Origin of the sequence: Streptomyces sp. NPDC048507 (genome assembly GCF_043199995.1) — a bacterium.
Taxonomy (GTDB): domain Bacteria; phylum Actinomycetota; class Actinomycetes; order Streptomycetales; family Streptomycetaceae; genus Streptomyces.
Window position 1 is genome coordinate 48382 of sequence record NZ_JBICWZ010000012.1, and the last position, 22782, is coordinate 71163.

Below are 22782 nucleotides of genomic sequence, written 5' to 3' on the forward strand. Positions count from 1 at the left end.
GGGTGGGCGCCCGGTGGGGTGTCGAGGTGGTGGGGGTCTTGCGTGGTTACCGATGGATCGATGGTGGGAGGGGCCGCTATCAGTGGCCTATATCCACCAGGTGCGGGGTGCGGGCCACGGAGCGGGGCTCCTTCCACAGGTGCGAGACCTCGCCGAACTGGCGGTACACCCAGGCGTCGTCGTAGATCGTCTCCAGGTAGCGGTCGCCGCCGTCGGGCAGGACGAGCACCACGTTGGAGCCGGGGACGATGTCCGGGGCGATCCGTTCCAGGGCGGCGACGACGGCCCCGGAGGACCCGCCGGCGAGTACGGCCTCGTCGCGGACGAGGCGCCGGCAGCCGACGACGCAGTCGAGGTCGCCGACGTGGATGACCCGGTGGGCGTCCGAGGGACGCAGCAGCCGGGGCACCACCGAGGCACCGTGGCCGGGGATGAGCCGGGTGCGGCGCTCCTGCGGGCCGAAGAGCACGCTGCCGATGGCGTCCACCGCGTTGATCGTGGTGGACATGCCGTGCCGGCGGACGTACTCGGCGCAGCCGCCCAGGGTGCCGCTGGTGCCGGCGGCCAGGACGAGCTGGTCGACGCGGCCGTCGAGGGCCTCGGCGATCTCCCGCATCGTGGTCTGGTGGGCGATCGGGTTGAGCGGGTTGGAGTACTGGTCGGGCCAGTAGGCGCCGGGGGTCTGGGCGACGAGGTCGGCCACCCGGCGCAGCCGGGCCGGCAGGAGTTCGCCGGTGGCCGGGTCGGGGTCGACGACGATCTCGACCTCGGCCCCGTAGGCCCGCAGGATCGCGACGTTCTGCCGGGTCGTGCGGGCGTCCACCACGCAGATGAAGCGCAGTCCGAAATACCCGCAGATCTGGGCGAGCCCGATCGCGAGATTGCCGGAACTCGACTCGATCACGGTTGATGTGCCGGGGACGAGTTCCCCGGTCCTGATGCGCGCCAGCACCATGGAAAGTGCCGAGCGGTCCTTGATACTTCCTCCGGGATTGAACCGCTCCACCTTGGCGAACACCCGCGAGCCGAGGCCCGGCAGCAAACGCTCCAGTTCAATGAGCGGAGTTCCTCCCACGGTAGAGAGGATTCCCTTCGTCCCTTCGTCGTACGGCATCTGATGCAGCCATCCTCTGCTGGGAGTTGCGGGGTGCGGATACAGCGTGACCGAGATTCGGCCAATCCGCTATATCGATGCCATACGGCTGGTTATAGGTGGCGCATAGTCGATGGCCTGAATCTCTTCCACATCGCACCACGGAACTCCCCACGCTGACGGAAGAGAGAGTCCCTCACATGACCGGCACCGACTCGCGCATTCAGAAAGTCGTCATCCTCGGCGGCGGTACCGCCGGCTGGATGACCGCCGCCTATCTCGGCAAGGCGCTCCAGGGCACCGTGGACATCACGGTGCTGGAAGCCCCGGCGATTCCGCGGATCGGTGTCGGTGAGGCCACCGTCCCGAACCTCCACAAGGTCCTCTTCGAATACCTCGGCATCGCCGAGGAGGAGTGGATGCGGGAGTGCAACGCGAGCTTCAAGATGGCCGTGCGCTTCGTGAACTGGCGCACCGGCGGCCAGGGCGAGTCCCAGGCCCGCGTGCTGGAGAACGGCGGCCCGGACCACTTCTACCACCCCTTCGGCATCCTGCCGGACAGCGACAACGTCCCGATGTCGCACTACTGGGCCAAGCGCAAGCTGGAGGGCCAGACCGAGGAGCCCTTCGACTACGCGTGCTTCCGCGAGCCCCCCGTCATGGACGCGAAGAAGTCCCCGAAGTGGCTCGACGGCACCCCGTCCACCCGCTACGCCTGGCACTTCGACGCCGCCCTGGTCGCCGACTTCCTGCGCCGCTTCGCCACCGAGAAGCAGGGCGTGCACCACGTCCAGGGCGAGATGACCCACGCCGAGAAGGACGAGCGCGGCTTCATCAAGGCCCTGCACACCAAGGACGGCCGGGTCCTGGACGCCGACCTGTTCGTGGACTGCTCCGGCTTCCGCGGCCTGCTCATCAACAAGGCCCTCGAAGAGCCGTTCATCGACATGAGCGACCACCTGCTCTGCGACAGCGCCGTCGCCACCGCCGTGCCGCACGACGACGAGGCGAACGGCATCGAGCCGTACACCTCCGCCATCGCGATGTCCTCCGGCTGGACCTGGAAGATCCCGATGCTGGGCCGCTTCGGCTCCGGCTACGTCTATTCCAGCAAGTTCACGACGCAGGAAGAGGCGACCAAGGAATTCAGCGCGCTCTGGGGCCTCGACCCGGAGACCACCAAGTTCAACCACGTGAAGTTCCGGGTGGGGCGCAACCGCCGCGCCTGGGTGAACAACGTGGTGAGCATCGGCCTCTCCTCGGCGTTCCTCGAACCGCTGGAATCGACCGGCATCTACTTCATCACCGCGGCCATCTACCAGCTCGCCAAGCACTTCCCGGACCGCAATTTCCACCCGGAGCTGGCCAACAGCTTCAACCGCGAGATCGAGGTGATGTTCGACGACACCCGTGACTTCATCCAGGCGCACTTCTACTACGCGCCGCGCAACGACACGCCGTTCTGGCGGGCGAACAAGGAACTGACGCTCCCGAAGAACATCCAGGAGAAGATCTCCGCGTACAAGGCCGGCCTCGCGATCAACTCCCCGATCGCCGACGAGTCCACGTACTACGGGAACTTCGAAGCCGAATTCCGCAACTTCTGGACCAACGGCAGCTACTACTGCGTCTTCGCGGGTCTCGGCCTGGAGCCGGACGCTCCGCTCCCGGCCCTCGCGCACAAGCCCGACTCCGTGGCGGGCGCCGAGGCCATGTTCGGCAAGGTGAAGCAGGAGCAGGAGCACCTCCTGGACACCCTGCCGAGCACGTACGACTACCTGCGTCAGCTGCACGGCAAGTAAGCGGCCGCAGTCCCTTCCGGTGCGCTGGCCCGGAGCCGGTTCCTCCCCCCGGCTTCCGGGCCCGCGCCGCACCCCCAGCTTCAGGAGAGCACCCCGACATGTCACAGACCTCCCAGCCCGTCCCGTCCGTCCGCGCCGCCCAGTCCGGGGGCGCCGAGCCCGAAGCCGACATCAGGCCCCTGATGTCGGCGTTCCCGTCCGGTGTCTCGGTGATCACCACGATCGGCACGGATTCCGAGCCGCGCGGCATGACCTGCAGCTCCCTGGCCAGCGTGGCCCTGTCCCCGCCTACGATCGTGCTGTGCCTGCGCACCGCGAGCCCGACCGTGCAGGCCGTCCTGGAGACGGGCCACGTCGCGGTCAACCTGCTGCACGAGAACGCCCGGCCGGTCTCCGACCTCTTCGCCTCGGGAGCCGCGGACCGCTTCGAGCGCACCGAGTGGCGGCTGCCGCTGGGGGCCGGCGGCCCGCACCTGGCGGAGGCCGCGCACGCCGTCGCCGACGGAGAGGTGGTCCGCTCCGTGGAGTTCGGCGACCACACCGCGGTCTTCGTCCGCGTCCACCGGGTCTCGCTGCGCGACGACGAGGAACCCCTGCTGTACGGCAAGCGCAGATACGCCCGCTGGACCGACGCCACGGCCGTCCCCGGCCCACCCGCCGCCGCCCCGCCCCTGCCCGCGAGACCCGCCCCGCTCGCCGCCCCCGCCCCGGCGGCCACGAAGGAGGCCGCCCGTGTCCGCCCGTGACCCGCTGCCCGACCTGCTGATCGCGATCCCCGCCGTCATCATCGCGTGCAAGGCCGGCGCGATGCTCTTCCGCCGCCTCGGACAGCCGCCGGTGGTCGGCGAGATCGCCGTCGGCATCCTGCTCGGGCCCTCGCTGCTCGGCTGGCTGTGGCCCTCGGCCCAGACATGGCTGTTCCCCGGGACGGTCCTGCCGTTCACCGGGGCGTTCGGGAACATCGGCCTGCTGGCCTTCATGTTCCTGGTCGGGCTGGAGCTGAACCTCTCCAACCTGCGCGGGCACAGCCGTACCGCGATCGCCGTCAGCCAGGCGAGCATCGCGCTCCCGCTGGTCCTCGGCTCGGGACTGGCCCTGCTGATGTACGACTCGCTGGCCCCCGACGGGGTCTCCCAGCTCGCCTTCGTGCTGTTCATCGCCGTGTCCATGAGCATCACGGCGTTCCCGGTGCTCGCCCGGATCCTGACCGACCGGGGGCTCTACAACACCCGGATCGGCGCCCTGGCCATGGCCTGCGCGGCCGTGGACGACGTGACCGCCTGGTGCCTGCTGGCCGCGGTCGTCGCCGTCAGCACGAGCAGCTCCCCGCTGGACGCCGCCACCACCGCCGCGCTCGCGGCCCTGTTCCTGGCGTTCATGATCTACGCGGTCCGGCCGCTGCTGGCCAAGTGGGCCGTGCGGGCCGCCCGGACCGTGGACTCGGTCGTCCTGGTGGTGCTGTTCAGCGGGCTGTGCCTGTCGGCCTTCACCACCGACAAGATCGGCGTGCACGCGCTGTTCGGCGCCTTCGTCTTCGGTGTGGTCACTCCCCGCGGCTCGCGGGTGATCGAGCTGTGCGCGGCCCGGCTGCGGGCCTTCACCATCCCGATCCTGCTGCCGCTGTTCTTCGTCAACACCGGTCTGCGCACCGACGTGGGCCTGGTGGTCGCCGATCCGATGATGTGGGTGTGGGCCCTGGCCGTCATGGCCGTCGCCTTCCTCGGCAAGTGGGGCGGCAGCACCGGTGCCGCGCGGGCCACCGGCCAGTCCTGGCGTGACGCCATGTCGATCGGCGCCCTGATGAACTGCCGCGGCCTGACCGAACTGGTGGTGCTGAACCTGGGGCTGGAACTCGGGGTGATCGGGCCGGACCTGTTCACGATGCTGGTCCTGATGGCCCTGCTCACCACGGCGATCACCTCTCCCGCGCTGTCCTGGATCCGAAGGGGGGTGTCCCCCGCGAAGGAGGCCGACGACGTGGCCGACGGGCCCCTGGTCCACGAACCGGTCGAACTCCCGGCCAAGGCCGGCGTCTCCTGAAGCGCCCGCCGGGCACCTGACCCCGCTCCGCCCCACCCCGGCTCCGTCCGGGTTCCGTGACGCGATCGCCGGTGCGGCCGTACCGTCCCCCTCCCAGGGACCGGTACGGCCGCACCGCCGCGTCATGCCACGGCGGCGCCCCGGTGCGCGCCGCTCACCGTCCCGCCGCGGCGAGCGGTGCCGGGGCGTGTCCGGCCGCCGCCCGTACCCACCGCTCCAGTACGGTCTGCGCCGCACCCGAGTCGAGGGACCGGGCGGCCACCGCGACCGATTCGCGCAGCCGCTCGGTGACCGTACGGCCCCGGGACGGCTCGGCGGCGGCCAGCGCGGCGCCCGCCGAGAGCAGCACCGCGTCGCGCACCGGACCCCGCTCCCGGCCGGCGAACAGCCGCCGCGCCACCGCCGCGTTGTGCGCGGCGTCCGCCCCGCGCAGGGCGTCGAGGGGGGCGAACGCGATGCCGATGTCCCTCGGGTCGAAGGACTCCTCCCGCACCCGCCCCTCCTCGACGCTGAGCACCGTCGAGGTGGTCGTGACGCTCAGTTCGTCGAGCCCGTCGTCCCCGCGGAATACCAGGGCGGTGCCGCCCCTGCGGGCCAGCACCCCCGCGATCAGCGGGAGCAGCCGGGCGTCGGCCACACCGACCGCCTGGGCGGTCGGCAGCGCCGGGTTGGTCAGCGGGCCCAGCGCGTTGAAGACCGTGGGGATCCCCAGCTGCTTGCGGACCGGCGCCGCGTGCCGCATCGACGGGTGGAAGTCGGGGGCGAAGCAGAAGGTGATGCCCGCCTCCTCCACCAGCGCCGCGACCCGGGCCGGCGGCAGGCGCAGGGTCACCCCGAGCGCCTCCAGCACGTCCGCGGAACCCGAGGCCGAGGTGGAGGCCCGGTTGCCGTGCTTGACGACCCGGGCCCCGGCGCCGGCCGCGACGATCGCGGACATGGTCGAGATGTTGACCGTACGGGCGCCGTCGCCGCCCGTACCGACCACGTCGACCGTGGCGCCGGGCACGTCGAGGGAGACCGCGTGGTGCAGCATCGCGCGGACCAGGCCCTCCAGCTCGGCGACCGTCTCCCCCTTGCCGCGCAGGGCGACCAGGAAGCCGGCGAGCTGCGCCTCGGTGGCCTCGCCGCGCATCACCTGGTCCATCGCCCACGCGGTATCGGCGGCGCCCAGGTCCCGTCCGGCGAGCAGGGCCTCGAGCAGCGTGCTCCAGTTGCGGTCCATCAGTGCCATTCTCCGGATTCCGACGTGGTGGTGGGGACGGGAACGGGGGCGGTGCGGGGGGTCCCGTCCGCAGTGACGCTGACCGGGGCGGACGACGTCTCGCTGTCCGCGACCTGCACCGCACCCGCTACGGCCACCGCCACGGCGATGGCGACGGTGATCCGCTTGATCTGGGTACGCAAGGTGTTCTGCATCTCGGTTCTGCTCCCCCGTTGAGTCCTGCTCGAGTCCCGGTCTGTTCCGGTGAGAAGAACACTAGGAAGGAGCGGCTTCGAGCTGATATCGCTGCGTCTTCGGGGGCCGCGCCATTTCGATAAGAACGATATAACCGCTGGTCAGGGCCGGTCTCGCGGATGATAAACGGCATCGGGACCGGCCTTGACGACCTCTGTGGAGCCGATCGAGGGGCACTTGAGGACCCCTCGGATATCGCTCGCCGATAACCCAAGAAGCGGAGGCTCAGCGTTCCCGATACATTTCGGCCACCATGAAGGCCAGATCCAGCGACTGGGTGCGGTTGAGCCGGGGGTCACAAGTGGACTCATAGCGTTCGCTCAGCCCGTCCAGGCTCACTTCCTCACCGCCTCCCACACATTCGGTGACATCGCCCCCGGTGAATTCCAGGTGCACGCCCCCGGGATGCGTCCCGAGCTGGCGGTGGACCTCGAAGAAGCCCTTCACCTCGTCGACGATGTCGTCGAAGCGGCGGGTCTTGAGCCCCGAGGGTGCCTCGAAGGTGTTGCCGTGCATGGGATCGCTCACCCACGCCACCGGCGCCCCCTCCGCGGCCACCTTCTCCACCAGCACCGGCAGCCGGTCGCGCACCTGGCCGGCGCCCATGCGGACGATGAAGGTCAGCCGCCCGGGCTCCCGTTCGGGGTCGAGCCGGTCGATCAGCCGCAGCACGGTGTCGGAGTCGGTGGCCGGCCCGAGCTTGACCGCGACCGGGTTGGAGAGCTTCGAGAAGAACTCCACGTGCGCCCCGCCGAGGTCCCGGGTCCGTTCCCCGATCCACAACATGTGGCCGCTGGTCGCATAGCGCCGCCCGGTCGCCGGATCCTCCCGGACCAGCGGCTCCTCGTACTCCAGCAGCAGGCCCTCGTGGCTGACGAAGAACTCCACGGCGTGCTGGATGCGTTCGTCGGCCCCGCAGGCCCGCATGAAGTTGAGGGCCTGGTCGATCTGGCCGGCCAGCGCCGAGTAGCGCTCGCCGACGGGCGAGCGGGCCACGAAGTCCTGGTTCCAGGCGTGCGCCTGGCGCAGGTCCGCGTAGCCGCCGGTGGTGAAGGCCCGTACGAGGTTCAGCGTGCCCGCGGCGGCCTGGTGCATCCGCAGCAGCCGTCCCGGGTCCGGTTCCCGCTCGGCCGCCTCGAAGGGGAAGCCGTTGACGGCGTCGCCCCGGTAGGCGGGCAGCGTGAGCCCGTCCCGCGTCTCGGTGGGCTTCGAGCGGGGCTTGGCGTACTGCCCCGCCATCCGGCCGATCTTCACGACCGGCACGGAGGCGGCGTACTGGAGGACGAGCGCCATCTGCAGCAGGGTGCGCACCTTGCGGCGTACGGAGTCCTCCCGGACGTCCGCGAAGGTCTCGGCGCAGTCCCCGCCCTGGAGGAGGAAGGCCTCGCCCCGCGCGACGGCGCCGAGCCGCTGCTTGAGCTGCTCGCACTCGGCGGCGACCACGAGCGGAACGGTGTCGCGCAGCTCGGCGCGCACCGCCTCCAGGGCCGCCGCGTCGGGCCACTCGGGCTGTTGTGCCGCGGGCAGGGCCCGCCAGGAATCCACGTGCTCCACGAAATGCTCCTTCGTCACCCGGCGAGGGTGTCTGCGGGCTGCTGGGTCCGTGCGGTGGTGAGGAAGTTCTGCAGGAGCCGCATGCCGCCGACCGTGGTGATCGACTCCGGGTGGAACTGCACCCCTTCGACGGCGAGGGTCCGGTGGCGCAGCCCCATCACGTAGCCGTCGTCGACGGCGTGCGCGGTGGCGATCAGCTCCTGCGGCAGGGGCTGCGCCACGATGAGCGAGTGGTAGCGGGTGGCGGTCATGGGGGCGCCGAGCCCCGCGAAGACCCCGGCGCCGTCGTGGGCGACCTCGCTGGTCTTGCCGTGCTTGAGCCGGTCGGCGACGCGCACGGCGCCCCCGTAGGCCAGGCCGATGGCCTGGTGGCCCAGGCAGATGCCGAGCAGCGGCACCCGTCCGGCGAAGCGGTGCACGAGCTCGACGTGGCCGGAGTCGGCGGGATGTCCCGGGCCGGGACCCAGGACGACGGCGTCGGGGAGCCGGGCGGCGAGGTCGCCGGGGCTCTCGGTGCGGGAGCGGACGACCTCGGTGGTGGCGCCGAGGGAGCGCAGGTACTGGTCGATGATGTGGGTGAAACTGTCGTACGCGTCGACGAGCAGGACCTTCACGGGAGCAGCTCCTCACCGGTGAGCGCCCAGTAGGCGGCCCCCATCTTGTGCAGGGTCTCGCGCCACTCGGCGGCGGGCGAGGAGTCCGCGACGATGCCGGCGCAGCTCTGGGTGGAGTACGTCGACCCGTCGTGGGTGACGGTGCGGATGCACAGGGCCAGCCGGGACCAGCCGCGGACGTCGACCAGGCCGACGGCCCCCGCGTACATGCCCCGGGAATCGCTCTCCAGTTCGGAGATGATCTCCATGGCGCGGATCTTGGGGGCGCCGGTGACCGTCCCGGCGGGGAAGGTCGCGGCCAGCGCCGACCAGGTGTCCTCGCCCGGGGCGAGGACACCCTCCACCGTGGAGACCAGGTGGAAGACGTGCGAGAAGGTCTCGACCGCCATGACGTCGCGGGCTTCGAGGGTGGTGGGCAGGCTGACGCGGCCGATGTCGTTGCGGCACAGGTCGACCAGCATCACGTGCTCGGCCCGCTCCTTCTCGCTGGCGAGCAGGGCCTCGATGCGCGGTCCGTCCACCGCCGGGTCCCCGCTGCGCGGGGTGGTGCCCGCGATCGGGCGCATGACGATGCGCTCGCCCTCGGTGCGGAAGAGGACCTCGGGACTGGCCCCGATCAGGGTCGATCCGTACCGGGGCACGAGGTACATGTAGGGGGAGGGGTTGCGCGCGCGGAGCCTGCGGTAGACCTCGGCGGGGGTCAGCGCGCTGTCGACCTCGATGCGGTGGCCGATCTGGATCTGGTAGATGTCGCCGACGCCGATGTGTCCGAGGCAGCGTGCGACGTTGGCCAGGAAGGCGGCCTCGTCCGTGCTGTCGCGGACGGCGAGCGGGGCGGGGGCCGCGGGCGCCCGGCCGGCCGGCTCGGTCATCCCGGCGGTCAGCCGCTCGACGATCCCGGCCAGGTCGGTACGGGCGGCGGGGCCGCCGTCGGAGCCGAAGGCGTCGCTGCGGGCGGCCAGCCGTACGGCCGTACCGGCGTCCAGGTCGTACCAGACGGTGTCCTGGAACAGGGTCAGGACCAGGTCGGGCGCACCCTCGCCGGAGTCGGTGCGCTCGGGCAGCTCCTCCATGTACCAGGCGGCTCCGTAGCCGATCGTGGCCAGGAAGCCGAAGGCGTAGTCGGGGCGGCCGCTGTCGACGTCGAAGGAGGCCTCCACGGCCCGCAGGACGTCCCAGACCTGGCCGGGACGCTCGAACAGCCGGTCGCCGTCGGGGCCTTCGGCCAGCCCCAGCCGGTCGGCGACCGCGGAGAGCACGGCCAGTACGGGCGCCGCGCCGACGGCGGAGATCCGCCCCGGGTGGATCCGCAGCTCGGCGAGCCGGCCGAAGCCGACGACGGCCGAGTTCCCGTCGAACTCGGGGCTCTCCAGGGACTCCAGGAGGAACACGTCCTCCCCGAACCGCGCGCGCAGGGCCTCGTACAGCTCCATGGGCGGGTGCGGGTCCAGGAGGGTCTCCTCGACCCGGACGGGGAGGGGGCGCCGGCCGGGATCGGCCGGCGCCCGAGTGGTGGTGTCGAGCAGTGTGGTCACTGAATCACTTTCCTCGGACGGCTCGGGGCCGTGGTGGGGGCGGCCGTGGGGGGGGCGGGGGCGGAGGTCTCAGCCGTAGCGGCGCATCTCGTGGAAGAAGTCCTCGACGACCGTGAGCCGGCCCTGCGCGTCGAGGGTGTCGTGGATGTGCCGGCCGACCGCGAGGTCGAGCACGCCGAGGCCGAAGGGGGAGAAGAAGACGGGCTTGTCCTCGGGGACGGCCAGCTGCCCGGACAGCACGTCGTACAGCGTCCCGTCGACGAAGTCACGGCTGCCGGTAAGCTGTTCGGCCAGGTGGGGGGAGGTGTCGGCCTTCAGGCAGTGCTCGATGTCGTCGACGACGTTGAAGCCGGAGAGGATCACCTCGGGCGACAGGTCGCGCAGGGAGACGTGCAGGACCAGCGGGTTGTGGGTGAACCACTGCGGGTCGGTGACGTGGGGGGTGCCCGCGACGGTCGCGAAGACGACCAGGTCGCTCTCGCGGATCAGCTTCTCGGCACTGTCGTGGACGGTGACGGGGCCCTGCTCGCCGGAGCGGGTGAGGTAGTCCGCGAAGCCCTCGGCGTGCTCGGTGGACAGGTCGTGCACACCGATCTCGTCGAACTCCCAGCCCGTGCCCGCCAGGTACTGGTGGATGAAGCGCGCGATCAGGCCGACGCCGAAGAAGCCGATCCGGCGCGGGCGGCGGCCGGCCGGGCTGAGCCGGTCGGCGGCCAGCGCGGCGGAGGCGGCGGTGCGCGCCGCGCTGATGATCGAGGATTCCAGGCAGGCGATCGGGTAGCCGGTTTCCGGGTCGTTGAGGATCAGCACGGCGGAGGCACGCGGAATTCCGGCCGCCACATTGTCGGGGAAGCTGGAAATCCACTTCACTCCGTCGACCGGAGCCGTTCCCCCGATGGACGCCGGAAGCGCGATGATCCGCGAGGTCGGCCGGTCGGGAAAGCGCAGGAAATAGGACGGCGGATTGACCGTCCCGCCCTCGCCGTGCACCCGATAAGCGGATTCGATCAATCCGACCACCTCGGGCGCACGGCCGTCGAGGACTTCGTGCACCTGTGCGCCGGGGATCACGGCAAAAGAGGGCGCACCGACCGTACGTGACATCGCAGACTCCACAGCTCGGCAGTTTTCTCGTCTGCGATGACGCTAGGGAGCCGCTTTATCGCCGGGTTATTGGGCGGTTACGCGCTCTCCCCCACGTGCGCGGCCACGTCGGCGGCTCCGGCCCGGTCCAGCGCCCGGACCGTGCGCTCCTCCCACGGAGGGGCGCCGATGCCCCGGAAGACGCTCAGCGCCGCCGCGAGGTGGGCCAGCCCCTCCTCCTCGCGCCCGCCCGCCCGGTAGGCCTCGCCGAGTGCGAGCCGGATCTGGCCCTCGATCATCGGGCTCCGGGTCCGCCGGGACGCGTCGAGCGCCGCGAGGAAGGTCTCCTCGGCCGCATCGGCGGCGCCCGCCGAGTGCCTGGTCTGCGCCAGGCCCAGCAGGGCGTACGCCTGTCCCAGCAGATCCGACTTCTCCTCCACGATGCGCACCGCCCGGGCGAAGGCCGTCTCCGCCTCCGCCAGTCGGCCCAGCTCCAGATAGGCGCTGGCCAGCCGGTAGACCCCTTGCGCGAGGCTGCGCGAGACCCCGCCCTGGATCGCCTCGGACACCCGTACGGCGTCCAGCCCCAGCTCCACCGCGGCCTCCGGCCGGCCCTGGTCGAGGGCGAGCTGCGCCATCCCGTTGAGCACGTAGGCCTCCGAGGCCCGGTCCCCCGCCGAGCGGAACACCGGCAGCGCCTCTCCCAGCCGCTCCACGGCACGGCCGTACTCCCCCCGGATCCGGTCGATGACCGCGAGGTTGCGCAGCACCAGGGCCCGGCCCAGCGGATCGCCGGCCCGGGCGTAGAGGTCGAGGGCGCTCTCGTGGCGCCGCGCGGAGTCGTCGAGTCGGCGCAGCCGAAGGTCGATGGCGCCGAGCTGCTGCTCCATCGCCGCCTGGCCGCGCAGGTTGTCCGTGGCGCGCGAGGCCTCCAGCGCGTACTCGCTGCAACGACGCCAGTCCTCCAGGTAGTTGCGCGACTCGAAGAGCACCGTCATCGAGGCGACCAGGTCCCAGGCCAGGTCGGACTGGCCCGTCCGCGCCGCCTGTTCGACCAGGGCAACCAGCGACAGCCGCTCCGCCTCGTACCACTCCAGGGGCGCTGCCAGCAGCTCCTCCAGCATGACGGCGTCGATTTCCCGGCGGGGCACCTCGCTGTGGACGATGCCGAAGTCCCCGCCGTACTCGCGCCGGTGTGCCTGCTCGGCGATGGTCAGGCAGGTGCGGAAGACCCGGTCGCACGCCGCCAGCCGGTCCTCCTCGCTCTCCTCCGCCCGCGCCAGCTCCTCCGCGTAGAGCCGCATCAGGTTCTGGAAGCGGTAGCGCAGCTGCCCGGTGGCGTCGACGCCGACGACCTCCAGGAACTGGGCGTCCACGAGGTGCTCGATGAGCCGTTCCGCGTCCAGGACGTCCTGGTCCATCAGCGCGGCCCCCACCCAGGCGGTGAAGTCCGGTACGCCGAGCAGCCCGAGGTAGCGGTAGAGCCGGGCCGCGTCCTTGTGGAGGTAGCGGTAGCTCAGCTCGAAGCTCGCCCGGATCTGGGACTCGCCCTGGCTCAGCTCGTCCAGCCGGCGCCGCCCGTCGCTGAGCCGGGTGACCAGGTGCCGCACCGACCAGTGCGGCTTGGACGCCAGCCGGGCCGCCGCGATGCGCAGCGCGAGGGGCAGCCGGTCGCACAGCTCGGCGAGCCGGGCCGAGTCCTCGGGCGCGGCCAGGATCCGCGCCTCGCCCACGATCCGGCCGAGCAGTTCGACCGACTCGTCCTCGGGCAGCACTCCGAGGTGCACCCGGGCACGCTGCGGCCAGGTCACGAGCTGCTCCAGCTGCTCCCGGCTGGTCACCAGGACCGTGCAGCCGCCGCTGCCCGGCAGCAGCGGCCGGATCTGCGCGAACGTGCGTACGTTGTCGAGCACGAGCAGCACCCGGCGTTCGGAGAGCACGCTGCGGTACAGCGCGACCCGGTCCTCCAGCCCGTTGGGCACGTCGTCGCTCTCCACGCCGAGCGAGCGCAGGAAGCGGCTGAGGATGTCGCCGGCCGTCGTCGGGGCGTGGTGCTCGTCATATCCGCGGAGGTCGGCGAACAGCCGTCCGTCCGGGTACTGTTCGGTAACCCGGTGCGCCCAGCGGACGGCGAGGCCGGTCTTGCCCACGCCCGCGACGCCCGTGATCAGTCCGATGGTGGGCGTGCGGTCCCCGTCGCCGTGCCCGTCGGCCAGGGCGTCGAGGGCGGCGAGTTCCTCGCCGCGTCCCGCGAACCCCGGCACGTCGGGCGGGAGTTCGGAGGGGACGACGTGGCCTCGTGCTCCTAAAGCGTCCGCCACGGCTTCCACCGGGTTGACGGGCGACGCCTCGAAGGCCAGGGCGGGGTCGTCGCGCAGGATCGCGTCGTGCAGTTCCTGGAGTTCGGGTCCCGGGTCCATGCCCAGTTCGTCGATGAACTGGCGTCTCGCCTCCCGGAAGCTCTCCATCGCCTCGGCCCGCCGCCCGGAGCGGTACTGGGCGAGGATGAAGTGGTAGCGGGTGCGCTCGCGCAGCGGGTGTTCCCGTACGGTCGCGGCCAGTTCCGGCAGCAGCAGCTGGTGGCGGCCCAGCTCCAGCTGGACGGAGGTCATCGCCTCGTAGGCGTTGATCCGGACTTCCTCCCAGCGGGCCGCCTCGTCCTCGACGAGCTGCCCGCTCACCCCGGCGAGCGCCGGACCGCGCCACAGGGCGAGGGCTTCGGCGTAGCAGCGGGCCGCGTCGGCCGGGCGCGCCTCGCGGACCGAGGTCTCGGCCTCGGCGACGAGTCCGGTGAAGGTGACGGTGTCCAGCGCGTGCCCCTCCGCACGCAGCAGGTAACCGGGGTGGGCGGTGACGATGACTTCCTCGGTCACGCCCTCGCTCTTGAAGGCCTTGCGCAGGGCGGCGATGACGATGGCCACCTGGGTCCGCGCGGTGGCAGGAGGCCTGCCGTTCCACACTACATCCACAAGCGTGTCAACTGGCACAATCCGCCCCGGACTCAGGAGCAGAAGGGCCAGAATCGTACGTTGCCGGGCACCTCCCACCAGGACCGGCCGCTCCCCCGCGGTGGCCATAAGTGGACCAAGAATTCTGAAACTGAGCCGCTCACCCAATGGATCTCCCCCCGTCACTGACCGAGCCCGGCCAGCCTGAGCAGCCTACCTGTCTGCCGCTGACAGAAAAGGGGCGTGGCACAAGCCAAGTGGCAGGTGGGACACCCTGACCGAAAGCTGATCCGTCACCTAGGGATTGGCTGGAATCATTCGGTCCAGCTCACTCCGCCTCCACCCCGGAAGAACCAGTTCAAGCCATCTCCGGGGGAACCGGAATCCGCAGGCCGGACGGGCATGCGAAAGGGCCCGGCCCCCGCGAGCGTTCACTCACGGGGGCCAGACCGTCGCACAGGGTTCCGTCAGCCGCCGGCCGGGGCGAAGTGGAGGGGGTGACGGATCATTTCCGGTCCCCGTACCCGGGTGCCGTGGACCACCAGTTCGCACCCCGGGGCGACACGGCAATCGATCGTGCGGCCGTCATTGGTGTCGAAGGTCGCCGACAGGGCCACCGTCTCGTCGAGCCGCCCCTGGTCGGTGGTGGCCGGCGGGCGCCCGCGGGTGCGGCAGCCGGTGTACTCCGTATCGCCCGCCGCGCACTGCACGACCACGGAGTGGTACTGCGGCTCGTACCCGCGGCCCGTGACCCGTACGGACTGCCCGTCCACCAGGCCCCGGTCGGGGTCCACCCGGACCGTGGGCGCCGCTTCGAGGTCCCCGTGCGGACGGAACCGCAGCGCGACCGTGGTCAGGACGGCCCCGGTGTTGTCGGTCAGCGCCAGCCGGCACGGGTGCGCGGCGGTCGCGGTACGGCAGTCGAAGGCGCCCTCTCCGGTGGCGAGCTGGGCGTAGAGCTTCTTCGGGTTCACCGCCAGCGTCCCGTCCGGGAGCACCCGGAACTGCCGGCTGGTGTCCTCGTCACAGGCCCCCGCCACCGTGTCCGGCGCACACACCTCCACCCACACGTACGCCTTGGCCGGCCCGCCCTTGACGGAGAACCCCACGACGTCCCCGTCCAGCAGCCCGGTGGTCCGCTTGACGAGCAACTCCGGCGCCCCCGGCCCGGCCGCCGCGGCCTGCCCCACCCCCGTGAACCCCGCCCCGACCAGCGCCAGCACCAGCGCGGCCCGGGCGAACGATCCCCATGCCCTCATGCTTCCCCCTCCCGACCGGCCCGTCCGGTCGGGAGGCATCCTCCCGGCTCCCCCGCACCCCGACAAGAACGCCTATCCGGCCGCGCGAGGGCGGCGTACGAGGCGGTCACAACGCCCGGCCGACCGCCCCGCGCACCGACGGCCCGCGGGACCGGGGCCCGGACACCCGGCCGCCCGCGTACCGCTCGCCACCCGGGAGGAGCCGCCCCTCCGGCCCGGCGCACATGGGACCATGGGGCGGGCGGAGAAGGCCCCCGGAGTGAGGACGTGGACCGTGAGCACCCCCCGGCAGGACCCCCCGGGCGATCGGCCGGGCGATCCGCTGCGCGACCCGCGCTTCTTCGCCGACCCCTACCCCACCTACGCCCGGCTGCGCGAAAGCTGCCCCGTCCAGCGGATCCCCACCGGCTCCGGCGGCCACCACGCCTACCTGATCACCGGTCACGCCGAGGCCCGTGCGGCGTTCACCGACCCCCGCCTGTCGAAGGACACGGCCCGCTTCTTCGCGGGCCGCCCCTCCCCCCGCGACCTGCACCCGGCGCTCGCCCGCACCATGCTGGCGAGCGATCCGCCCGTACACACCCGCCACCGGCGGGTGGTGGCGCCGCTGTTCACCACCGGACGCGTCCGGTCCCTGCGCCCCCGCATCACCCGCATCGCCGACGGCCTCACGGCCCACTGGCGGCCGGGCACCGAGGTCGACCTGGTGGCGGACCTGGCCCTGCCCCTCCCCGTCATCGTGGTCTGCGAGTTGCTGGGCGTACCGGAAGCCGACCGCGCCGCGCTCGCCGGCTGGTCGCACGACCTCTTCGACGCGACCGACACCGCCCGCATCGACGCCGCGTCGCACCGCATCGGCGACTACCTCACCAAGCTGATCGACGAGACGGCCCGCGCCACCCCCGGCGACGGCCCCCTCCACTCCCTCCTGCGCGCCTGCGACGCGGGCGGCCTCGACCGCGACGAAGCCGTCTCCCTGGCCGCTCTGCTCCTGGTCGCCGGGCACGAGACCACCACCCACTTCATCGGCAACGCCGCCCTGGCCCTGCTCCGGCACCCGCGGGCCCACGACCGGCTGCGCCGCGACCCGGACCTGATCCCCGGCGCCCTCGACGAACTGCTGCGCCACGACTCCCCGGTGGGGGTGGCCACCTTCCGGCACAGCACCCGAGCCCTCCGCATCGGCGGAACCGACATCCCGGCGGGTGTCCCGGTACTCATCTCCCCCGGCGCCGCGAACCGCGACCCGGCCGCGTTCCCCGACCCGGACCGCCTGGACCTCGACCGCGACGCCACGGCCCACCTCGCCTTCGGCCACGGCATCCACCGCTGCCCGGGCGCCCCCCTGGCCCGGGCGGAGGCGGAGATCGTCCTGCGCGCCCTGCTGACCCGCCACCCGAACGCCCGCCTGGCGGTCCCCGCGGAGTCCCTCCCCCACCACCACTCCCGCCTCACCCGCGGCCTGACCACCCTCCCCCTGACCCTCCCCTGACCGGGCCCCGGCGACCGGCCCGTCAGCCCGCCTTGGCCACCGGCTCCAGGATCGCGACGCACTCCACGTGGTGGGTCATCGGGAAGAGGTCGAAGACGCGCAGGGTGCGGACCTTGTAGCCGTTGTCCTTGAAGTACGCCAGGTCGCGGGCCAGGGCCGCCGGGTCGCAGGCGACGTAGGCGATGCGGCGCGGGGTGAGGCCGGCCACCTGGCGGACCGTCTGCTTGCCGGCGCCCGCGCGCGGGGGGTCGAGGACGACGAGGTCGCACTCGGTGATGCCGGTCTTCGGGAGGATCTGCTCGACCTTGCCCTGCTCGATGCGGACCCGGGGGAAGTCCGCCAGGTTGTGGCGGGCGTCCTCGACGGCGCGCTTCGTCGTCTCGATGCCGAGCACGGCGCCCGTCTCGCCGAGGCGCTCCGCCAGCGCGCCCGCGAAGATGCCGACGCCGCAGTAGAGGTCGAGGGCCATCTCGCCCTTGCGCGGCATCAGGCCCTGCATGACGGCCTTGATCAGGGTGTCGGCGGCCTGCGGGTGGACCTGCCAGAAGCCGCCCATGCCGACGCGGTACGTGCGGCCGTCGGCGCGCTCGCGCACGAAGGGACGGCCGTGGACGCGGTGGACGCCGCCGTCCTTCTCCTCGACCCGGAGCACCGAGACCGGCTTGTCGAGTTCCACCAGGGGCAGCCGGCCGCCGGGGCGGGGGGTCAGGACGACCTGCCGGTCACCGGAGCCCGAGGCGGCGATGGCCTCGACCGAGGCCATCTGGGGCCAGTCCTGCTTCTCGATGCCCAGCTCGCTGACGCCGGGAGCGGCGATCATGCAGTGGTCGATCAGCTCGATGTCGTGCGAGCGGTGCTTGCGCAGGCCCGCGTTGCCGTCCTCGTCGATCGCGAACTGGACCCGGGTGCGCCACTGCGGGACCTGCCCGGCCGGGAGCTTGTCACCCTCGGCCGGCATGACGGTGCCGTCCCAGCCGGCCTCCTCCGGGGTGAGCCCGGCGAGCCGCTGGAGCTGCTCGACGACGACCTCGCCCTTGAGCCGGCGCTGGGCGCCCGGCTTGGCGTGCTGCCAGTCGCAGCCGCCGCACTTGCCGGGGCCGGCGTAGGGGCAGGGCGCCTCGACGCGGTCCTTGGAGGCGTCGAGGACGGTGATCGCGTCGGCGCGCAGGAAGCGGGAGTCGCTCTCGCCCTCCGTGACGCGGGCGACGACCTTCTCGCCAGGCAGGGTGTGGCGGACGAACAGAACGCGGCCGTCCGACGTACGGGCGATGCAGTGGCCGCCGTGCGCGACGGGACCGACCTCGACCTCGTACTCCTCCCCGACCAGTGACTGCTTCTCGTTCTGCTCGGTCATGGTGGGGAGGCTCCAGGGGGTCAAAGGGAAACGGCCGGACGACCGACCCACCAGTTTACGTGGATCTCGTCCGGCCGTTCACCAACCCTCGCGGCGCTACTTGCCCGCCGCGTCCTTCGGGCGCGGGCGCGGGGTGTCCACCGGGCCGCGGCGCACCGCGCCGGGGGCGTTCCAGTCCTGGCGCTTCTTCGCCCGCCGCTTGGCGAGCTCCGAGGACTCCAGCTGGTAGGGCACCGAGGTGACCATCACACCGGGCGTGAACAGCAGCCGGCCCTTGAGGCGCAGCGCGCTCTGGTTGTGCAGCAGGTGCTCGTACCAGCGGCCGACGACGTACTCGGGGATGTAGACGCTGACGGCGTCGCGCGGGTTCTCGCTGCGCAGCCCCTTCACGTACTCCACGACGGGCCGGGTGATCTCGCGGTAGGGCGAGTCGAGGATCTTCAGCGGGACGTTGATCCCACGCCGCTCCCATTCGGCCTTGAGCGCCTTGGTCTCGTCCGGGTCGACGCTGATGCTGAGCGCCTCCAGGGTGTCCGAGCGGGTCAGCTTGGCGAAGGCCAGGGCCCGCAGGGTCGGCTTGTGGACCTTGGAGACCAGGACGATCGAGTGGACCCGGGACGGGCGCACGCTGTCGTCGCTCGGCCCCTCCGCGGCGGCGATCTCGGCGGAGACCCGGTCGTAGTGCTTGCGGATCGCCGTCATCGTTCCGTAGAAGATCACCATGCCCAGCAGGGCGACCCAGGCGCCGTGGGTGAACTTGGTGGCGAGGACGACGACCAGCACCATGCCGGTGAAGAAGGCGCCGAAGGTGTTGATGGCGCGGGAGCGCTGCATCCGGCGCCGCGCGGCCTGGTCCCGCTCGCTGCGCAGGTGGCGGTTCCAGTGCCGGACCATGCCGATCTGGCTCAGCGTGAAGGAGACGAACACGCCGACGATGTAGAGCTGGATCAGCTTCGTGGAGTCGGCGTCGTAGATCCACACCAGCAGCATGGCGGCGCCCGCGAGGAGCACGATGCCGTTCGAGAAGGCGAGCCGGTCGCCGCGGGTGTGCAGCTGGCGCGGCAGGTAGCGGTCCTGGGCGAGGATCGAGCCGAGCAGCGGGAAGCCGTTGTAGGCGGTGTTGGCGGCGAGGAACAGGACGAGCGCGGTGGCGGTCGCCAGCACGATGAACAGGAAGCTGCCGTTGCCGAAGACGGCCTCGGCGACCTGGGAGATCACCGGGTGCTGGACGAAGCCGGAGCCGACCGGCACGCCGTCCTTGAGCAGGTTGGTGGCGGGCGCCTCGGCCATCTTGACGTCGGTGGCCATCGCCAGGCCGATGATCCCGCAGAACATGGTGACGGCCAGCCCGCCCATGAGGGCGAGGGTGGTGGCGGCGTTCTTGCTCTTGGGCTTGCGGAAGGCGGGCACGCCGTTGCTGATCGCCTCGACGCCCGTCAGGGCGGCACAGCCCGAGGAGAAGGCCCGCAGCAGCAGGAAGACGAGGGCGAAGCCCGCCAGCCCCTGGTGCTCGGCCTTGATCTGCAGCCCGGCGGTCGGGGCCTCCATGCTGTCGCCCATCACGAGGCCGCGCCAGGCGCCCCAGGCGATCATCACGAACACGGCGCCCACGAACACGTACGTGGGAATGGCGAAGAGCTTCCCGGATTCCTTCACGCCGCGCAGGTTCATCAGCGTGAGCAGCAGAATCATGATCATCGCCGAGAGCACCTTGTGCTCGATGACGAAATCGACGGCCGACCCGAGGTTCTCGACCCCGGAGGAGATCGACACGGCGACGGTGAGGACGTAGTCGACGAGCAGGGCGCTCGCCACGGTGAGGCCGGCCTTGGGCCCGAGGTTGGTGTTGGCGACCTCGTAGTCACCGCCGCCGCTGGGGTACGCGTGGACGTTCTGCCGGTATGAGGCGACCACGGTGAACATCAGCACGACGACCGCGACCGCGATCCAGGGGCTGAAGTGGTACGCCGACACACCCGCGATCGAAAGGACCAGCAGCACCTCGCCCGGGGCGTACGCCACCGAGGAGAGCGGGTCGGATGCGAACACAGGAAGGGCGATCCGCTTGGGGAGAAGCGTTTCCCCGAGGCGGTCGCTTCGCAGCGCCCGGCCGATCAGGATCCGTTTGGGCACGTCGGTCAGTTTGGACACGCAGAGGATCGTAAGCGTTCGAAATCCGGCTGACGAACCCCCGTCCCACAGTGAGCTGCGATGGACCCCCAATGGGACCCCCCGTGAGCCCCAAAGGGTCACACTCGTGACCGCCCGTGTGTAGCTTGGGCCATGGTCTGAGACCCTGTTTAGCCAGAGCATGCAATGAGGCTGGAAACCAGCGAGCCGCTGTCAGCCGGAAGGACGGCCGTGCACATCGTCATTATGGGCTGCGGAAGAGTGGGCTCCGCCCTCGCGCAGACCCTGGAACAGCAGGGGCACACGGTCGCGGTCGTCGACCAGGACCCCACCGCATTCCGCCGGCTGGGGGCTTCCTTCGGCGGTCGTCGCGTCACCGGGGTCGGCTTCGACCAGGACACCCTGCGGGAGGCCGGCATCGAGGACGCCGGCGCCTTCGCGGCGGTCAGCAGTGGTGACAATTCCAACATCATCGCCGCTCGCGTGGCCCGTGAGATGTTCGGCGTCGAGAACGTCGCCGCCCGCATCTACGACCCCAAGCGCGCGGAGGTCTACCAGCGCCTCGGCATCCCCACCGTCGCGACCGTACGGTGGACCGCCGACCAGATGCTGCGCCGGCTGCTGCCCTCGGGCGCGGAGCCGCTGTGGCGCGACCCCAGCGGCGGCGTGCAGCTGGCGGAGGTGCACACCTCCGCCGCCTGGATCGGGCACAAGGTGAGCAAGCTCCAGGACGAGACCGGGGTCCGTGTCGCGTTCCTCACCCGCCTGGGCGAGGCCACGCTGCCGACTTCACAGACCGTCCTCCAGGAGGGCGACCTCGTCCACGTGATGATGCGCACGGACGAGATCGACAAGGTCGAGGCGGCGTTCGCCGAAGGCCCCGAGGAGGCACACGCATGAGGGTCGCGATCGCCGGAGCCGGCGCGGTGGGCCGCTCCATCGCGGGCGAGCTGCTGGAGAACGGCCACGAGGTGCTCCTCGTGGACAAGGCGCCGACCGCCATCTCGGTGGAGCGGGTCCCGCAGGCCGAGTGGCTGCTGGCCGACGCCTGCGAGATCACCTCGCTCGACGAGGCCGCGCTGCAGCGCTGCAACGTGGTCATCGCCGCCACCGGTGACGACAAGGTCAACCTGGTCGTCTCCCTCCTCGCCAAGACCGAGTACGGGGTCCCCCGGGTCGTGGCGCGGGTCAACAACCCGAAGAACGAGTGGCTCTTCAACGAGTCCTGGGGCGTCGACGTGGCCGTGTCCACGCCGCGCCTGATGTCGGCCCTGGTCGAGGAGGCCGTGAGCGTCGGCGACCTGGTGCGGCTGCTGCGCTTCAGCCACGGCGACGCCAACCTGGTCGAGCTGACCCTGCCCGCCGACTCCCCGGTCGCCGGCACCCAGATCAGCGAGATCACCTGGCCGGAGGACACCTCGCTCGTCACGATCATCCGCGGCAACCGGGTGCTCACCCCGCACGGCGAGGAGACCCTGGAGCCGGGCGACGAGCTCCTCTTCGTGGCCGCCCAGGCCCGCGAGGAACAGCTGGAGGACCTCCTCCAGGCCGGCCACTGATCCACGGCCCGCGTACGGCGAAGGGGCGGGGCGACCATCCGGTCGCCCCGCCCCTTCCGCGTGTGCCCCGCGCCCCGCGCGGGCCGCTCAGCCGCCCAGCCGCTCAGCCGCTCAGCCGCTCAGAGCCCGCGTTCCCGCGCCGCGGCCGCCGCCTTCGCCGCCTTCTCGGCGGCCTCCTCGGCCTCGTACTCGGCGATGACGTCGATCGGCGGCGGCGCCTTCGCCAGGAAGACCCAGGTGAAGTACACGGCCAGCACCATCGGCGGCAGCTTCAGCGCGATCAGCACCCAGCCCAGCTGCGTCGCGTCGCCCCACCAGTACAGCGGGAAGAGGATCGCGTACTTGGCGAGGAAGATCAGGCCCCAGGCCAGGCTGGCCTTGGTGTACGCCTTCTTGCGCCCCGGGTTGCGGGTGCGCCAGGACAGGTTCTCCTTGAAGACCGGCCCCAGGATCACGCCCAGCAGCGGGAAGCCCACGAGCGCCGACAGCGTGAAGGCCACGCCCAGTCCGGCGCCGTAGATCATGCCCGGCAGGTAGAAGCCCTTGGCGCTGCCCGTGAACAGGGCGAAGGCCACGCCCACGCCCACGCCGAAGACCCCGCTGAAGGCGTGCTTGACGGTGTCCTTGCGCAGCAGCCGGACGATCACCAGCAGGACGGCGACGGCGCCCGCCGCGATGGCCGAGGACGTCACATCCTTGTTGATCGTGTAGATCATCACGAAGAGCAGGCCGGGGAGCATCGTCTCCACGGTGCCCCGGATGCCGCCGAAGGCGTCGAACAGCGCCGCCTGCGTCACGGCCTTCTGGTCCTCGGAGGGCGCGGCGCCAGGGTCGGGTGTGGTCGGTCGGTCGAATGACGTCAC

Annotated in this window: 18 protein-coding genes; 6 read left to right on the forward strand and 12 right to left on the reverse strand. The window is 71.5% G+C overall.

Annotated features, from left to right (window positions below; translation table 11 throughout):
• Positions 1–79: 79 nt before the first annotated feature.
• Positions 80–1114 carry a 2,3-diaminopropionate biosynthesis protein SbnA gene (gene sbnA / locus ACGFXC_RS27915; protein WP_393717267.1) on the reverse strand — a complete coding sequence of 345 codons (1035 nt, stop codon included), beginning with the start codon at positions 1112–1114 and terminating at the stop codon, positions 80–82.
• Between the two features lie 179 nt (positions 1115–1293).
• On the opposite strand from sbnA, the gene ACGFXC_RS27920 reads away from it, so the two are divergent.
• The 3 genes from ACGFXC_RS27920 (at position 1294) to ACGFXC_RS27930 (ending at position 4935) form a co-directional block, all read left to right on the forward strand.
• Positions 1294–2895 carry a tryptophan halogenase family protein gene (locus tag ACGFXC_RS27920; RefSeq protein ID WP_393717269.1) on the forward strand — a complete coding sequence of 534 codons (1602 nt, stop codon included), beginning with the start codon at positions 1294–1296 and terminating at the stop codon, positions 2893–2895.
• Positions 2896–2993: 98 nt separating this feature from the next.
• Entirely contained in the window at positions 2994–3641 is a 648-nt protein-coding gene (locus tag ACGFXC_RS27925) for a flavin reductase family protein (protein WP_393717271.1), read from the forward strand.
• Positions 3628–4935, forward strand: a complete 1308-nt coding sequence (locus ACGFXC_RS27930) for a cation:proton antiporter (protein WP_393717273.1) — start codon at positions 3628–3630, stop codon at positions 4933–4935. The genes ACGFXC_RS27925 and ACGFXC_RS27930 overlap by 14 nt, the downstream gene beginning before the upstream one ends.
• 154 nt (positions 4936–5089) lie before the next feature.
• Here ACGFXC_RS27930 and trpD read toward each other — a convergent pair whose 3' ends face one another.
• From trpD to ACGFXC_RS27970, 8 genes are all read right to left on the reverse strand, one after another.
• Positions 5090–6157: an anthranilate phosphoribosyltransferase gene (gene trpD, locus ACGFXC_RS27935; protein WP_393717275.1), complete on the reverse strand. Its 1068-nt coding sequence runs from the start codon at positions 6155–6157 to the stop codon at positions 5090–5092.
• Positions 6157–6351 (reverse strand): hypothetical protein, encoded by a 195-nt coding sequence (locus ACGFXC_RS27940; protein ID WP_393717277.1) that lies wholly within the window; start codon positions 6349–6351, stop codon positions 6157–6159. The genes trpD and ACGFXC_RS27940 overlap by 1 nt, the downstream gene beginning before the upstream one ends.
• A 265-nt stretch (positions 6352–6616) precedes the next feature.
• Positions 6617–7963: a class II 3-deoxy-7-phosphoheptulonate synthase gene (locus tag ACGFXC_RS27945; protein ID WP_393717279.1), complete on the reverse strand. Its 1347-nt coding sequence runs from the start codon at positions 7961–7963 to the stop codon at positions 6617–6619.
• Entirely contained in the window at positions 7960–8559 is a 600-nt protein-coding gene (locus ACGFXC_RS27950) for an anthranilate synthase component II (protein ID WP_393717281.1), read from the reverse strand. The genes ACGFXC_RS27945 and ACGFXC_RS27950 overlap by 4 nt, the downstream gene beginning before the upstream one ends.
• Positions 8556–10094 carry an anthranilate synthase component I family protein gene (locus ACGFXC_RS27955; protein ID WP_393717283.1) on the reverse strand — a complete coding sequence of 513 codons (1539 nt, stop codon included), beginning with the start codon at positions 10092–10094 and terminating at the stop codon, positions 8556–8558. The genes ACGFXC_RS27950 and ACGFXC_RS27955 overlap by 4 nt, the downstream gene beginning before the upstream one ends.
• 69 nt (positions 10095–10163) lie before the next feature.
• The gene (sbnB, locus tag ACGFXC_RS27960) at positions 10164–11198 is read right to left on the reverse strand and encodes a 2,3-diaminopropionate biosynthesis protein SbnB (RefSeq protein ID WP_393717285.1); all 1035 of its coding nucleotides are present in this window, start codon (positions 11196–11198) and stop codon (positions 10164–10166) included.
• Between the two features lie 77 nt (positions 11199–11275).
• A complete protein-coding gene (locus ACGFXC_RS27965; protein WP_393717287.1) occupies positions 11276–14254 on the reverse strand; it encodes a BTAD domain-containing putative transcriptional regulator in 2979 nt (992 codons plus the stop codon).
• A 338-nt stretch (positions 14255–14592) separates the two neighbouring features.
• Positions 14593–15384, reverse strand: coding sequence for a neocarzinostatin apoprotein domain-containing protein (locus tag ACGFXC_RS27970; RefSeq protein WP_393717289.1), 792 nt, complete (start codon positions 15382–15384; stop codon positions 14593–14595).
• Between the two features lie 274 nt (positions 15385–15658).
• Here ACGFXC_RS27970 and ACGFXC_RS27975 point away from each other — a divergent pair, with 274 nt between their 5' ends.
• On the forward strand, positions 15659–16876 hold the full coding sequence (locus ACGFXC_RS27975; RefSeq protein WP_393717290.1) for a cytochrome P450: 1218 nt from the start codon (positions 15659–15661) through the stop codon (positions 16874–16876).
• Between the two features lie 22 nt (positions 16877–16898).
• On the opposite strand, the gene ACGFXC_RS27980 is transcribed toward ACGFXC_RS27975, so the two are convergent.
• Together ACGFXC_RS27980 and ACGFXC_RS27985 are read right to left on the reverse strand one after the other, a co-directional pair.
• Positions 16899–18230, reverse strand: coding sequence for a class I SAM-dependent RNA methyltransferase (locus tag ACGFXC_RS27980; protein WP_393717291.1), 1332 nt, complete (start codon positions 18228–18230; stop codon positions 16899–16901).
• A 96-nt stretch (positions 18231–18326) separates the two neighbouring features.
• A complete protein-coding gene (locus tag ACGFXC_RS27985) occupies positions 18327–20381 on the reverse strand; it encodes an APC family permease (protein ID WP_393717293.1) in 2055 nt (684 codons plus the stop codon).
• 210 nt (positions 20382–20591) lie between these two features.
• On the opposite strand from ACGFXC_RS27985, the gene ACGFXC_RS27990 reads away from it, so the two are divergent.
• On the forward strand, positions 20592–21260 hold the full coding sequence (locus ACGFXC_RS27990) for a TrkA family potassium uptake protein (RefSeq protein WP_351815242.1): 669 nt from the start codon (positions 20592–20594) through the stop codon (positions 21258–21260).
• Positions 21257–21919 carry a TrkA family potassium uptake protein gene (locus tag ACGFXC_RS27995; RefSeq protein ID WP_266573493.1) on the forward strand — a complete coding sequence of 221 codons (663 nt, stop codon included), beginning with the start codon at positions 21257–21259 and terminating at the stop codon, positions 21917–21919. Before ACGFXC_RS27990 ends, ACGFXC_RS27995 begins: the two co-directional genes overlap by 4 nt.
• Positions 21920–22038: 119 nt before the next feature.
• Here ACGFXC_RS27995 and ACGFXC_RS28000 read toward each other — a convergent pair whose 3' ends face one another.
• Positions 22039–22782: a DUF3159 domain-containing protein gene (locus ACGFXC_RS28000; RefSeq protein WP_393717296.1), complete on the reverse strand. Its 744-nt coding sequence runs from the start codon at positions 22780–22782 to the stop codon at positions 22039–22041.

What these genes read in the sequence shown, in the direction of transcription:
- ACGFXC_RS27940 (WP_393717277.1), bottom strand. Translation starts at nt 6,351, where the DNA reads ATGCAGAACACCTTGCGTACCCAGATCAAGCGGATCACCGTCGCCATC.
- ACGFXC_RS27970 (WP_393717289.1), bottom strand. Translation starts at nt 15,384, where the DNA reads ATGAGGGCATGGGGATCGTTCGCCCGGGCCGCGCTGGTGCTGGCGCTG.
- ACGFXC_RS27965 (WP_393717287.1), bottom strand. Translation starts at nt 14,254, where the DNA reads ATGGCCACCGCGGGGGAGCGGCCGGTCCTGGTGGGAGGTGCCCGGCAA.
- ACGFXC_RS27925 (WP_393717271.1), top strand. Translation starts at nt 2,994, where the DNA reads ATGTCACAGACCTCCCAGCCCGTCCCGTCCGTCCGCGCCGCCCAGTCC.
- sbnB (WP_393717285.1), bottom strand. Translation starts at nt 11,198, where the DNA reads ATGTCACGTACGGTCGGTGCGCCCTCTTTTGCCGTGATCCCCGGCGCA.
- ACGFXC_RS27920 (WP_393717269.1), top strand. Translation starts at nt 1,294, where the DNA reads ATGACCGGCACCGACTCGCGCATTCAGAAAGTCGTCATCCTCGGCGGC.
- trpD (WP_393717275.1), bottom strand. Translation starts at nt 6,157, where the DNA reads ATGGACCGCAACTGGAGCACGCTGCTCGAGGCCCTGCTCGCCGGACGG.
- ACGFXC_RS27995 (WP_266573493.1), top strand. Translation starts at nt 21,257, where the DNA reads ATGAGGGTCGCGATCGCCGGAGCCGGCGCGGTGGGCCGCTCCATCGCG.
- ACGFXC_RS27980 (WP_393717291.1), bottom strand. Translation starts at nt 18,230, where the DNA reads ATGACCGAGCAGAACGAGAAGCAGTCACTGGTCGGGGAGGAGTACGAG.
- sbnA (WP_393717267.1), bottom strand. Translation starts at nt 1,114, where the DNA reads ATGCCGTACGACGAAGGGACGAAGGGAATCCTCTCTACCGTGGGAGGA.